Source organism: Ruegeria arenilitoris (assembly GCF_013030985.1).
Taxonomy (GTDB): domain Bacteria; phylum Pseudomonadota; class Alphaproteobacteria; order Rhodobacterales; family Rhodobacteraceae; genus Ruegeria; species Ruegeria arenilitoris_B.
This window is the reverse complement of sequence record NZ_WPYP01000006.1, coordinates 216,929-229,686: the sequence shown is the minus strand read 5'-3', so window position 1 is coordinate 229,686 and position 12,758 is coordinate 216,929. Positions and strand designations below refer to the sequence as shown.

Below are 12,758 nucleotides of genomic sequence, written 5' to 3'. Positions count from 1 at the left end.
CGTGGGGGCGGTAGGCTCCGGCCTATGATGTACCGACTGATTTTCTTTCTGATGCTGATGGCCTCTCCGGCGCTGGCTGCGCGGGAGTGTCATGGCGATGCCGCCTGCCCCTTGGGCGACCGTTCTTATCATGTGCTGGAACCCGAGGGCTGGGACGGGCAAAGCCCTCTGCCCGTGTTGCTGCATTTCCACGGCTGGTCCCGGCAGGGCACCGTGGTGGTGAACCATGAACGCATCGCTGGGGCGACCAAGCTGCGCGGCGTGTTGCTGGTGGCCCCGAACGGGCTGGGCAAAAGCTGGGATTTCTGGTCGGCGGATACCGGCGATGTGCCATTTGCCGACCGGGTTTTGGAAGATGTGGCCAAGCGCTATCCGATTGATCCGAAACGCATATATGTCTCGGGTTATTCCTTCGGCGGCGCGATGGCGTGGCGCTATGTCTGCCAGTCCGGCAATGACACAGCCGCGCTGCTGGCCGTTGCGGGCAGCATCCGCCAGACCGAAGCCTGCCCCGAAGCCCCGCGCGAGGTGCGCCATGTGCACGGGTTGGACGACACGGTGATGGATTTCCCCTTTGGGCCGGGCGGCGATACGACCTATCCGGTTGCGCTGTGGCGCGAGAAGTACAACTGCAACGGCGCCACCCCGCGCGGGGATTGGAGCGTGAAGCCGTTCCTGACGCTCAGCCGTGTGGAATGGACCGATTGCGCGCAGGGGCAGGTGGTGCTGGACACCCATCCGGGCGGGCATTTCATCCCCCATGGCTGGATCGGCTGGCAATTGGACGAGCTTTTGGGCCGCACCCCCACCTATCCGTGACGCGCAGCGCTTGCACCCCGGCGCAATCTTTGCCATTGCCTGTGCCGACTGGATATCTGCCAAAAAAGGCCCCGTGCAATGAAATTCACTCTGTCCTGGCTGAAAGACCACCTCGACACTGACGCTTCGGTTGATGAGATCGCCGAGGCGCTGACCGATCTCGGGCTTGAGGTCGAAGAGATCGTGAACCCGGCGGACCGGCTGGCGGATTTTACGCTGGGCTATGTGAAACATGCCGAGAAACACCCCGACGCCGACAAGCTGCGTGTCTGCAAGGTGGACACCAATGAGGGTGAGCTGCAGATCATCTGCGGTGCGCCGAACGCGCGTGAGGGCATCACCGTCGTGGTTTGCAAACCAGGCATGTATATCCCCGGTCTGGACCTGACCATCAGCGTCGGCAAGATCCGTGGCGTTGAGAGCTTTGGCATGATGGCGTCTGAGCGTGAGCTGGAGCTGTCGGACGAACATGACGGCATCATCGAGCTGCCCTCGGGCGAGGTAGGTGACAAGTTCATCGACTGGCTGGCCGAGAATGAACCGTCCAAGGTCGACCCGATGATCGAGATTGCGATCACCCCGAACCGTCCTGATGCGCTGGGTGTGGCGGGCATCGCGCGCGATCTGGCTGCGCGGGGCGTTGGCACGTTGAAAGAGCGTGACTACGTGCCGGTGCCGGGCGATTTCGAAAGCCCGATCAAGGTGACCATCGACGAGGACACACTGGACGGTGCGCCGCATTTCACCGGTCGTCTGATCAAGGGCGTCAAGAACGGCCCCAGCCCGCAATGGTTGCAGGATCAGCTGAAGGCAATCGGTCTGCGTCCGATCTCGGCGCTGGTGGATATCACCAACTACATGACCTTCGACCAGAACCGCCCGCTGCACGTATTTGATGCGGACAAAGTGCAGGGCAACCTGCGCGTTCACCGCGCCAAGGGCGGCGAGACGCTGGTGGCGCTGGATGAGAAAGAATACACCCTGCAACCCGGCATGATGGTGATCTCGGACGACAAGGGCCCGGAATCCATCGCCGGTATCATGGGCGGTGAGGAAACCGGCTGTACCGAGGAAACGGTGAACGTGTTCCTCGAAAGCGCGTTCTGGGATCATGTGCAGATCGCGCTGACCGGCCGTGCGCTGAAAATCAACTCGGATGCGCGCTATCGGTTCGAACGCGGTGTGGACCCTGAATACACTCTGGAAGGGCTGGAGCAGGCGACGCAGATGATCCTGGATATCTGCGGTGGCGAGGTGTCGAAAGTGGTGGAGGCGGGCAAAGCCCCGAACCACGCGCGCGCCTATAAGCTGGATGCCGAGCGTGTGCAGTCTCTGGTCGGCATGGACATTCCCGAAAGCGAACAGCGCCAGACCCTGACCCGACTGGGTTTCCGTCTGGAGGGTGAGATGGCCCACGTGCCCAGCTGGCGCCCGGATGTCATGGGTGAGGCCGATCTGGTGGAAGAGGTCGCCCGGATTGCATCCCTGACCAAGCTGCAGGGCAAGCCGCTGCCGCGGATTTCCGAGGGTATCCCGAAACCGGTGATGACCCCGACGCAGCGTCGTCAGTCCATGGCGCGCCGTACCTGCGCGGCGCTGGGGTATAACGAATGCGTGTCCTATACCTTCATCGACCAAGCCTCGGCGGCGTTGTTCGGTGGTGGGGATGCGGCAACTCAGCTGGAAAACCCGATCTCATCCGAGATGAGCCACATGCGCCCCGATCTGTTGCCCGGTCTGCTGCAGGCCGCCGCCCGCAACCAGGCACGCGGTTACGCGGATGTGGCCCTGTTCGAGGTCGGTCCGGTATTCCATGATGGCGAGCCCGGCGATCAGAAAACCCAGATCTCCGGCCTGTTGGTCGGTCGCAATGGTCCCAAGGATGTGCACGGGGCCTCGCGCTCGGTTGATGTGTTTGACGCCAAGGCCGATGCCGAGGCTGTGCTGGCTGCCATCGGTGCGCCCGCCAAGGTTCAGATCCTGCGCGACGGGGATGCCTGGTGGCACCCGGGCCGTCATGGCAAGATTTGTCTGGGGCCGAAAAAGGTGCTGGGCGTGTTCGGCGAACTGCACCCGCGTATCCTGCAGGCGATGGACATCAAGGGCCCGGCAATGGCGTTTACCATCTGGCCGGACGAGGTACCTCTGCCCCGTAAATCCGGCGCCACCCGCGCCGCGCTTGAACTGCGCGATCTGCAAGCGGTCGAGCGTGATTTTGCCTTTGTCGTCGATGAGAGTGTCGAGGCACTGACGCTGGTGAACGCCGCAGCGGGTGCCGACAAGGCGTTGATCGAAGACGTTCGCGTTTTTGATGAGTTCATCGGTGGAAGTCTGGGAGAGGGCAAGAAATCTCTGGCCATCACCGTGCGTCTGCAACCGACGGACACGACGTTGAAGGAAAAAGATATCGAAGCGGTGGCCGAAAAGATCATCGCCAAGGTCACCAAGGCCACCGGCGGCGTTCTGCGCGGCTGACGCTCTGGTTCAGGAAAGAAATCAACGCGCCTTCGGGCGCGTTTTTCGTTGGGCTTTCCCGGATTGCGTCATAAGTAGGCTTGGGAACAAAAGCGGAGATTGTCATGGGCCTGAACGTTTACCTCTCTGGCGAAATTCACACCGACTGGCGCGAACAGATTATCGACGGCGCGCAGGGGCTGGATATCACCTTCAACAGCCCCGTCACCGATCACGACGCCAGCGATGATTGCGGCGTGGCCATTCTGGGGGCGGAGCCGAACAAGTATTGGCACGACCACAAGGGCGCGATGGTCAATGCGATCCGCACCCGCAAGGGCATTGCCGATGCGGATGTGGTCGTTGTCCGGTTTGGTGAGAAGTACAAGCAGTGGAACGCTGCTTTCGATGCGGGTTATGCGGCGGCGCTTGGCAAGTCTCTGATCGTGCTTCACGGCCCGGACCACCAGCACGCGCTGAAAGAGGTCGACGCCGCAGCACTTGCAGTCGCCGAGCAGCCGAGCCAGGTGGTTGAGGTGCTGCGCTATGTGCTGACCGGGAAGCTGCCCGGTTAGGCGCGGAACAACCTGGGCGATAGTCAGTCCGCGCGAGCGGGCGATCATTATGGCCTTGCCGCTCAACGGGGAAAACCGGGGAAACTGACACCTAGACCAAGGCCCGGTTTTCGCTAAAACTTCGGCAAATCCCGCGCGAAAGACGCGGGTTTCTTAGTTGTGGAAAGGAAAGTCGCGTGGATGAGGTCGTAACACAGGTGAACGCGTATGCGCCGCTTATAATAAATGCGGTTAAAGCGCTGGTTGTGCTGATCCTGGGCTGGATCGTGGCCGGGGCTATTGGCGGGATGGTGCGCCGTCGGATCAACGCGACGCCGCATATTGATCCGACGCTGGGCAATTTCATGGCCAGCCTGGTCAAATGGGCCATCCTTGCGATGGTTCTGGTCGCTGTTCTGGGGATTTTCGGGATCGAGGCCACCAGTATCGTCGCCATTCTGGGTGCCGCATCGCTGGCGATCGGTCTGGCGCTGCAAGGGACGCTCAGCGATCTGGCTGCCGGGGTTATGCTGGTGGTGTTCCGTCCCTACAAGCTGGGCCAGTACGTCGATATCGGTGGCACAGCGGGGACGGTGAAGGACCTGAACCTGTTTACCACCGAACTGGTGACACCGGACAATGTGCAGATCATCGTGCCCAATGGTCAAAGCTGGGGTTCGATCATCACCAACTACTCGGCCCATGACACGCGGCGTGTCGATCTGGTGTTTGGCATCGATTATGGCGACAGCGCAGACGAGGCGATGAAGATCATTCTGGACGTCGCCAAGGCGGACGGGCGGATTCACAGCGATCCAGAGCCTTGGGTGCGCGTGACCAACCTGGGCGACAGTTCGGTCGATCTGACGGCGCGCCTGTGGTGTGCTGCAGCGGATTATTGGGACGTGAAGTTCGAAATCACCAAGGCGGTGAAAGAGGCGTTCGACGCCAAAGGCGTGTCGATCCCGTATCCGCATTCGGTGGAGATCCACAAAGAGGCGTAAGCCTCCCGCCCGTCGATCGGGCATTGAAATGCCCTCCTCCGGTTGGGCCCGGCGCCGCGCTGATCGCGCGGCGCTGTTTCGTTTTTGAGACCGTTGGGTCAGAATCAACAGCGCCGCGCGATCAGCGCGGCGCTATGCTCCACCCTGTAAAGCGCCCTTTGGAAAAGGACGCATTTAGAGGTGGGAGTTCTCCTAGTTCAGCAGTGTTGTCGGATCGACAACGTCGATGTTGAGGGCGGTGCCTACGGCTTCGTAGGTCAGCTTACCGGCGTGGACGTTCAGACCTGCCAGCAGGTGAGCATCGTCCTTGCAGGCCTGTTTCCAGCCCTTGCTTGCCAGCGACAGCATGAACGGCATCGTCGCGTTCCCCAGTGCGATGGTCGAGGTGCGCGCAACCGCGCCCGGCATGTTGGCCACGCAATAATGCATGATGCCGTCCACGTCATAGATCGGGTCCGCGTGGGTGGTGGCTTTTGACGTCTCAAAGCAGCCGCCTTGGTCGATCGCCACGTCTACCAGAACCGCACCGGGCTTCATGGTCGACAGTTGCTCGCGGCTGATCAGCTTGGGGGCAGCTGCGCCGGGGATCAGAACCGCACCGATCACCATATCGGCGGTTTGGATCAGTTCAGCGGTGGCGCCAGCGGTCGAGTACTGGTTGTTGAATGTGTCGCCAAAGACATCATCCAGATACCGCAGCCGCGGCAGCGAGCGATCCAGAACAGTGACATCTGCGCCCATGCCGGCGGCAATCTTGGCTGCATGCGTACCAACAACACCACCGCCGATCACGATTACCTTGGCTGGGCCCACACCAGGAACACCACCCATCAGAACGCCGCGGCCGCCATTTGCCTTTTGCAGAGTCCACGAGCCGACCTGAGGTGCCAGACGACCGGCAACCTCGGACATCGGCGCCAGCAGGGGCAGGCCGCCATTTGCATCGGTCACGGTTTCATAGGCAATCGCGGTGCAGCCCGACTCCAGCAGATCGTGGGTCTGATCCGGGTCCGGTGCCAGGTGCAGATAGGTAAACAGCAGCTGACCTTCGCGCAGCATCTTGCGCTCGACCGCTTGCGGTTCCTTGACCTTGACGATCATGTCGGCGGTGGCGAACACCTCTTCGGCTGTGTCGATGATCCGCGCGCCTGCGGCGATATAGGCGTCATTGTCAAAGCCCGAGCCGATCCCGGCATTGGTTTCGATCAGGACCTCATGGCCGCGTGCAACGGCCTCTTGCGCGGCATTGGGTGTCATGCCGACGCGGAATTCCTGGGGTTTGATTTCCTTGGGGCAACCGATTTTCATTTTTTGCTCCTCCATTCATAAACTGCTTAAATAATGGGCATTCCGGTGCGCAATTTCTGTGAAACTCTGCCCGCGAATTGGCTTTTCTTTGGGAGAATTTCCGCTAGATTGCCAAATCTGTGCAAAGGAATTGCGTCGATGAGCGTAGATACGACGGATAGAAAGATTTTGGCGGCCCTTCAGCGAGACGGCCGCATGTCGAACGCCGAACTGTCCGAGCAGGTGAATCTGTCTCCATCCGCCTGCCACCGGCGGGTGCAACGGCTGGAGGCTGACGGGTATATCCGCAACTATGTGGCGCTGCTGGACGCGCGCAAGATGAATGTGCCGACGACGGTGTTTGTCGAGATCACGTTGCAGGGGCAAGCCGAAGAACTTTTGGACGCGTTCGAAAAGGCCGTGGCCCGTATTCCCGACGTGCTGGAATGTCATCTGATGGCAGGCACGGCGGATTACATCCTGAAGGTCGTCGCCGAAAACACCGAGGATTTTGCCCGCATCCATCGCCAGTACCTGTCACGCTTGCCGGGGGTGGCTCAGATGCAAAGCTCATTCGCGTTGCGCACGGTGTTCAAGACCACTGCCTTGCCGGTGTGATGTTCAGACCGGGCCGGGATAGGTGAACAGGGCCAGATGCAAGGCGTTGAAACCGAAATGCATCAGAACCGGGACCCAAAGTCGCCCGGTCGCAAAGTAGCCTAACCCGCAGGCCGCCCCGAGGACCGACGCGAACACCACCAGCGCCGGGCCTCCACCCGCATGTGCCAGACCGAATAACAGGCTGGCCGCTGCGATCCCGAAGGTGGCCCCGGATTTTGAGGTTATGATCGATTGCAGATAACCGCGGAAGAACGCCTCTTCGGTCAGGCAGGTTAAAAACAGGTTTGATAACGCAAAAACCAACCACCACGGGGGCAGGCCGATCTCGGGCCGGACCGCGCCTATGGCAAGCCCCAGCAGGAACAGCGCGGGCAGCAGCAACAGGCCGACCACCAGTGGCGCGGCTTTTGTCGGCTTTGCACCTTGGATCATGCCGGGCCAGGCCAGCAGAACCGCGAACAGAACCAGCGGTTTGTCCAGATTCAGATACATGGTGAAGACGGTGCTGTCCGCCCCGGCCTGCACCTGATCCAGCACCAGCAGGTTGTGAAACCCGGGAACCAGATGCGCCCCCAAAGCAAGACACCACAGGATCAGCGCCAGATGACCCGCCAGAGCCACAGGCCCGGACATGTGTCGCAACCCTGCAGCCCCCAGCAATCCAAGGCTTGCAATTCCCACCGCCAGCGGCGTGACCAGTCCAAGTGCCAGAGCGATGCATCCGAGCATGGCCAGCAAGGTCAGGCCCAGCCCCCGTCGACCTGACACCGCGCCCGTTTGCGCGGCAATCAGGATGAACCAGGGCCAAATAGCGGGCAGAAGGGACAGAAAATGCGCCACGGTGGTCTCATGCTTTGACGGGCCATTTTTGCCGTTGGATTGTGGTCCGTGGCAAGGGTGGAAACGGCAGCTTTACACCAACCCGTTGGCAATGCGTCAATTCTGACGCTTGTATCCCACCGCTTGCGCGTTCAAATAGGGAAAGGCCGAACGCCCGCCTGCGTTGCATGTATCAGCGTCCGCAGCGCATGATTGGCGAGGGTTTCATCAATTTCTCTGATGACATCAGGCGGTTACACGCGCCCTGTACGGTCCGGACCCGATAGACGATAAGGATATGACCTTGGCTTACGAAAACAATGATGCCCCCAAAGACTGGCTGGAAGCCGAGTTGGAAGACACGCTGGACGAAGATTTCGAGATTGAGTTCAGCGAGCCTATGCTCTCGATGGAAGTCCGCAAGATCTATAAAGATCAGCATCCGAACATGCTGGATCGCAAAGTCTATTTTCGAAACCTGCTGCGATTGCAGGCTGAACTGATCAGAGTTCAGGATTGGGTGCAACACACCGGGGCCAAGGTCTGTATCCTGTTCGAAGGCCGCGACAGTGCGGGCAAAGGGGGGGTGATCAAGCGCATCACCCAGCGCCTGAACCCACGGGTGGCCCGTGTGGTTGCTCTGCCTGCGCCCAGCCGTCGTGAACAAAGCCAGTGGTATTTCCAGCGCTACGTTCCGCACCTGCCTGCGGCGGGCGAAATCGTTCTGTTCGACCGCTCATGGTACAACCGCGCCGGGGTCGAGCGGGTGATGGGCTTTGCCAGCGAAGACCAGGTCGAACAGTTCTTTCAAGACGTTCCGGAATTTGAACGGATGCTGGTGCGGTCCGGGATCATCCTGTTGAAATACTGGTTCTCGATCACTGACGAGGAACAGCAGTTGCGATTCCTCATGCGCATTCACGATCCGATGAAACAGTGGAAGCTGTCGCCGATGGATCTGGAATCGCGTATCCGCTGGGAGGCCTACACCAAGGCCAAAGAAGACATGTTGTTCCGCACCAACATTGCCGAGGCGCCGTGGTACATTGTCGAAGGCAACGACAAGAAACGCGAACGCCTGAACTGTATCGAGCATCTGCTGACCAAGATCCCCTACACCGATGTGCCGCAGGAGAAGGTCAATTTGCCGGATCGCAGGTACAACCCGGAATACGAACGCCGCGTTTTGCCGGACGAACTGCACGTGCCCAAGATCTACTGATCACAAAAAAACGCCCCCGAAATCGGGGGCGTTTTCAGTTTGGAATGTCTGAAACATCAGAACACGAAATAGTCCTGCGACAGGTCCGACACCTGCGTATTCGCCAGAATCAGGCTGTTGCCGTTGCCGTCGTCGATCACCACATCGCTGCCGGACTGCGAAATGTGATTGTTCATCAGGTCGCTGTACCCCGTGATCGAGGCCGTGCCACTGAGGCCGATGTAGTCGTCGCTGGAGAAGTCCAAAACGGTGTCCTTCCCTGAGGTGAGGACGAACAGGTCTGAACCGGACCCGCCGGTCAGGTTGTCGTCGTCGCGGCCGCCGTACAGAATGTCACTACCCGCTCCGCCAAAAAGGTCATCCTCGCCACGTTCGCCCCGCAAGACGTCATTGCCGTTGCCGGATTGCAGCCAGTCGTTTTCGGTGCCGCCCAACATCAGGTCGTTGCCGTTACCGCCATGCAGCTTGTCGTTGCCCCGGCTGCCCTGGATAAAGTCGTTTCCGTCCGCACCTCTCAGAAGGTCCGTTCCCTGACCGCCGATCAGGGCGTCATCGCCGCCATAGCCGATCAAGGTGTCATTGCCCGTGCCGCCGTGAAGGAAATCACCGCCGTTTGCGCCGGTCAGCGTGTCGTTACCACCGCGTCCTTCCAACGAGCCCGCCTGGTCGAGGTTCAGTGCGAACCAGTTATCCCCATTATCGCCGACGGTGCCTGCGTTCACATATTCAGGTCCCGGTTCTACAGGTTCAGGCGCGGGTGCAGGCGCAGGTGCAGGTGCCGAGCCGCCGTTGTCCAGCACAACCGTACCATTGGTGGCGGCAAAGTTCTGCGTCACGATCACGGCGTCCCAACCGTTGAAGTTGCCTTCTTCGATGCCCAGCCCGATATACCGGAAGTCGGGGTTAAGGATATTGGCACGGTGGCCGGGGCTGTTCATCAGGCTTTGATGCAGCTGCACGACGTCGTCGCTGGCGCCGCTTGCTCCGCGTTCGGATTGCCAGGCGATGTTCTCACCCGATGCCCAGCTGCCTGAGAAATCGAAGCCCGCATCTCTCATCCGCTCGGTTGCGCTGGAGCCACCCTGACCGGTGTGGCTGAACGTGTTCGTCTGCAGCATCCATTCGCTGTGGTCTTCGGCTGAGTCGTTCAGCCTCTGTTCAAGCTGCAGGGGTTGAAGCCCCCGGCTTGTCCGTTCCTGGTTGATCAACGCAAGCATTTGCCGTTCTAGATCGCTAGCGATTGCCATGATTCTGCCTCCAGTGGATCGCGTTATTTTGGCGGGACATTAATGGCGAGACTTGGGCGAGATAAGGCCGCAAACCGGACAGCCCGGCCCGCTGAGCGAATTGTCACCGCCGATTTTGCCCGTTTTGTGCAAGAAATCGCGCAGAATACCCTGCGCATATAGGCGGGGCACCGCCGAGGTGCCCCGCTGTTTGTCTGTACGCTTAGGCGAAGTCCACCATGCAGACAGTGTCGATGGAGAAGAAGTTGACGAAATCGTCCTGCATCTCCGTGCCCATGTCCGATGTGATCTCGGTTTCGGTTGGGGCGTCGTCGTCCATGTCCCAGGTCAGCATGAAGTCATCCTCGACCTCAACGGTATCGGTTGCCGGGAATTCGTTCAGCCGGAAGTCGTCAATCAGAACCAGCAGGTCATTCACGAACTCTTCAATCGCCGCAAGAAACGCCTCGACGTCAAAACTATCGTCTGCCGGTTCTTCGGTCTCGGTGACGTCGGTGTCGGGTGTTTCGTCCACCGGTTCCTCGGTCTCGGTGACGTCGGTATCGGGCGTTTCGTCCACCGGCTCTTCGGTCTCGGTGACGTCGGTATCGGGCGTTTCGTCCGCCGGTTCCTCGGTCTCGGTGACGTCGGTATCGGGTGTTTCGTCCACCGGCTCTTCGGTCTCGGTGACGTCGGTATCGGGCGTTTCGTCCACCGGCTCTTCGGTCTCGGTGACGTCGGTATCGGGCGTTTCGTCCGCCGGTTCCTCGGTCTCGGTGACGTCGGTATCGGGCGTTTCGTCCACCGGTTCCTCGGTCTCGGTAACGTCGGTATCGGGCGTTTCGTCCGCCGGTTCCTCGGTCTCGGTGACGTCGGTGTCGGGTTCTTCCACCACGGGGTCTTCGGCAACAGGCTCTTCTACCGGAGGCATCGGCGCGGCGCCGTTGTCCAGTACAACCGTCCCATCGGTGGTGGCAAAGTTCTGGGTCACCATGACGGCGTCCCAACCGTTGTAGTCGCCTTCTTCGATACCGATGCCGATGTATTCGTAATCGGGGTTCAGGATATTGGCACGGTGGCCCGGGCTGTTCATCAGGCTCTGGTGCAGCTGCTCGACATCATCGCTGATGCCCGGCGCGCCGCGTTCCGATTGCCAGGCGATGTTTTCACCCGACCGCCAGCTGCCGGAAAAGTCGAACCCGGCGTCCCGCATCCGCTCGGTCGCGCTGGAGCCGTTCGATCCGGTGTGGCTGAAGGTATCGGTGTCCAGCATCCAGGTGCTGTGATCCTCGGCCGAGTCATTCAGGCGGGTTTCCAATTTCAGCGGGTTCAGCCCGCGGGATGTGCGCTCTTCGTTGATCAGCGCCAGCATTTCTTGCTCGAATGTACTTGCAGTCGACATGGTTGCCTCCGGTTTGAGTGGTCGTCTGTGCAGACGGGGCCAGTTACAGGGGGCACCGAACGGTCGGACAGAGGAGGCGGGGATTCAGGCGAAATCCGGCAGGGGCGTGCTACCAGTACGAGATTCGCTGCGCTGCAAAATGCCGGGCAAAATGTTGCTGAACCGGATTTGGCAGCTTGTTGCTTAGTGCGGTGAACGATTCGGCGAAATACAACCGGTGCCAGAAACGACAAACCCCCGGGCGGGGCCTCGGGGGTCGTCAAATAGTGTCATCCAAAGCTGGACGAGACTCAGGCAGCTCTTAGAGCAGACCTTCGCGCTGGGCTTTCTTGCGTGCCAGTTTACGGGCACGGCGGATCGCTTCAGCTTTCTCGCGCGCTTTTTTCTCGGACGGTTTCTCGAAATGTTGCTTCAGCTTCATTTCACGGAACACGCCTTCGCGCTGCAGCTTTTTCTTCAGGGCACGAAGCGCCTGATCGACGTTATTGTCGCGAACACTAACCTGCATGTGGTTGTCACCACCTTTCTAGATAGAGTTGCAAGGAAATTGCAGGAGTTGGCCGTATAGCAAAGCCGATGTATCTTGTCTAGTACTGGCCCCGAGAACCGGAGAACTGCCATGACCCTTACCTATGAAGATGCAAAACAACAGCTTTTGGACGCGGTCCTGATCCATGTGCCGTTCGATGGCTGGTCCGAGGCCAGCTTTCGTGCCGCGATCACCGATTGCGATATGGATGAGGGTCTGGCGCGGGCGATCTGCCCGCGTGGGGCGGTCGATTTGGCGCTGGCCTTTCACGCGCGGGGCGATGCGGCCATGGTGGAACGCCTGAAATCCACGGACCTGAGCGAGATGAAGTTCCGCGACCGTGTGGCCGCCGGCGTCCGGTTCCGGCTTGAGGCTGTGCCCGACAAGGAACTGGTGCGACGGGGGATGACGCTGTTTTCCCTGCCAACCCATGCGGCGGACGGGGCCAAGGCGCTGTGGCAGACCTGCGACCTGATCTGGGACACGCTGGGCGATACCTCGGACGATGTGAACTGGTACACCAAGCGCGCGACCTTGTCGGGGGTATACTCCTCGACCCTGTTGTTCTGGCTGGGCGATGATTCTCCGGATCATGAGAAAACGTGGGAATTTCTGGATCGCCGCATCGACAACGTCATGCAATTCGAAAAACTCAAGGCGCAGGTGAACGACAATCCGTTGTTCAAGCCGTTCCTTGCGGTGCCGAACTGGTTCGCCAGCCAGGTGAAGCCACCGATGAAAATGCGCGCTGATCTGCCCGGGATGCTGAACCCGCGCAAGTAAGCATCTGGGCCTTCCGGAATTTGCCTGCTAGGCATTGG

Annotated in this window: 12 protein-coding genes; 7 read left to right on the top strand and 5 right to left on the bottom strand. The window is 60.1% G+C overall.

The window, feature by feature from the left end; genetic code table 11:
• Nucleotides 1–24 precede the first annotated feature (24 nt).
• The 4 genes from GOX88_RS14055 (at nt 25) to GOX88_RS14040 (ending at nt 4,831) form a co-directional block, all read left to right on the top strand.
• Complete coding sequence (locus tag GOX88_RS14055) at nt 25–819, top strand: alpha/beta hydrolase family esterase (protein WP_170402931.1); 795 nt, start codon at nt 25–27, stop codon at nt 817–819.
• 78 nt (nt 820–897) lie between these two features.
• The gene (gene pheT, locus GOX88_RS14050; protein ID WP_170402928.1) at nt 898–3,294 is read left to right on the top strand and encodes a phenylalanine--tRNA ligase subunit beta; all 2,397 of its coding nucleotides are present in this window, start codon (nt 898–900) and stop codon (nt 3,292–3,294) included.
• A 104-nt stretch (nt 3,295–3,398) separates the two neighbouring features.
• On the top strand, nt 3,399–3,848 hold the full coding sequence (locus tag GOX88_RS14045; RefSeq protein WP_170402925.1) for a YtoQ family protein: 450 nt from the start codon (nt 3,399–3,401) through the stop codon (nt 3,846–3,848).
• Between the two features lie 176 nt (nt 3,849–4,024).
• Nucleotides 4,025–4,831 carry a mechanosensitive ion channel family protein gene (locus GOX88_RS14040; protein ID WP_170402923.1) on the top strand — a complete coding sequence of 269 codons (807 nt, stop codon included), beginning with the start codon at nt 4,025–4,027 and terminating at the stop codon, nt 4,829–4,831.
• A 192-nt stretch (nt 4,832–5,023) separates the two neighbouring features.
• On the opposite strand, the gene ald is transcribed toward GOX88_RS14040, so the two are convergent.
• The gene (gene ald, locus GOX88_RS14035) at nt 5,024–6,139 is read right to left on the bottom strand and encodes an alanine dehydrogenase (protein ID WP_170402920.1); all 1,116 of its coding nucleotides are present in this window, start codon (nt 6,137–6,139) and stop codon (nt 5,024–5,026) included.
• Nucleotides 6,140–6,277: 138 nt separating this feature from the next.
• Here ald and GOX88_RS14030 point away from each other — a divergent pair, with 138 nt between their 5' ends.
• On the top strand, nt 6,278–6,736 hold the full coding sequence (locus GOX88_RS14030) for an Lrp/AsnC family transcriptional regulator (RefSeq protein WP_170327260.1): 459 nt from the start codon (nt 6,278–6,280) through the stop codon (nt 6,734–6,736).
• A gap of 3 nt (nt 6,737–6,739) precedes the next feature.
• Here GOX88_RS14030 and GOX88_RS23765 read toward each other — a convergent pair whose 3' ends face one another.
• Complete coding sequence (locus tag GOX88_RS23765; protein WP_170402917.1) at nt 6,740–7,579, bottom strand: CPBP family intramembrane glutamic endopeptidase; 840 nt, start codon at nt 7,577–7,579, stop codon at nt 6,740–6,742.
• A gap of 283 nt (nt 7,580–7,862) precedes the next feature.
• Between GOX88_RS23765 and ppk2 the strand changes: the two genes are divergently transcribed.
• Nucleotides 7,863–8,780 (top strand): polyphosphate kinase 2, encoded by a 918-nt coding sequence (gene ppk2 / locus GOX88_RS14020; protein WP_254436232.1) that lies wholly within the window; start codon nt 7,863–7,865, stop codon nt 8,778–8,780.
• Nucleotides 8,781–8,836: 56 nt separating this feature from the next.
• Here the strand turns inward: ppk2 and GOX88_RS14015 are convergent, their stop codons facing one another.
• The 3 genes from GOX88_RS14015 to rpsU all read right to left on the bottom strand — a co-directional run bounded on the left by GOX88_RS14015 (nt 8,837) and on the right by rpsU (nt 11,916).
• Entirely contained in the window at nt 8,837–10,027 is a 1,191-nt protein-coding gene (locus tag GOX88_RS14015) for a CAP domain-containing protein (RefSeq protein ID WP_170402911.1), read from the bottom strand.
• Between the two features lie 202 nt (nt 10,028–10,229).
• A complete protein-coding gene (locus GOX88_RS14010; RefSeq protein WP_170402908.1) occupies nt 10,230–11,408 on the bottom strand; it encodes a CAP domain-containing protein in 1,179 nt (392 codons plus the stop codon).
• Nucleotides 11,409–11,709: 301 nt separating this feature from the next.
• Entirely contained in the window at nt 11,710–11,916 is a 207-nt protein-coding gene (gene rpsU, locus GOX88_RS14005) for a 30S ribosomal protein S21 (RefSeq protein ID WP_005614280.1), read from the bottom strand.
• Between the two features lie 111 nt (nt 11,917–12,027).
• On the opposite strand from rpsU, the gene GOX88_RS14000 reads away from it, so the two are divergent.
• Nucleotides 12,028–12,720: a COQ9 family protein gene (locus GOX88_RS14000; protein ID WP_170402904.1), complete on the top strand. Its 693-nt coding sequence runs from the start codon at nt 12,028–12,030 to the stop codon at nt 12,718–12,720.
• Nucleotides 12,721–12,758 lie beyond the last annotated feature (38 nt).

Bases quoted from the DNA above. Each gene is read 5' to 3' on its own strand.
- GOX88_RS14055 (WP_170402931.1), top strand. From the start codon at position 25: ATGATGTACCGACTGATTTTCTTTCTGATGCTGATGGCCTCTCCGGCG.
- pheT (WP_170402928.1), top strand. From the start codon at position 898: ATGAAATTCACTCTGTCCTGGCTGAAAGACCACCTCGACACTGACGCT.
- GOX88_RS14045 (WP_170402925.1), top strand. From the start codon at position 3,399: ATGGGCCTGAACGTTTACCTCTCTGGCGAAATTCACACCGACTGGCGC.
- ald (WP_170402920.1), bottom strand. From the start codon at position 6,139: ATGAAAATCGGTTGCCCCAAGGAAATCAAACCCCAGGAATTCCGCGTC.
- GOX88_RS14030 (WP_170327260.1), top strand. From the start codon at position 6,278: ATGAGCGTAGATACGACGGATAGAAAGATTTTGGCGGCCCTTCAGCGA.
- GOX88_RS14015 (WP_170402911.1), bottom strand. From the start codon at position 10,027: ATGGCAATCGCTAGCGATCTAGAACGGCAAATGCTTGCGTTGATCAAC.
- GOX88_RS14010 (WP_170402908.1), bottom strand. From the start codon at position 11,408: ATGTCGACTGCAAGTACATTCGAGCAAGAAATGCTGGCGCTGATCAAC.
- rpsU (WP_005614280.1), bottom strand. From the start codon at position 11,916: ATGCAGGTTAGTGTTCGCGACAATAACGTCGATCAGGCGCTTCGTGCC.
- GOX88_RS14000 (WP_170402904.1), top strand. From the start codon at position 12,028: ATGACCCTTACCTATGAAGATGCAAAACAACAGCTTTTGGACGCGGTC.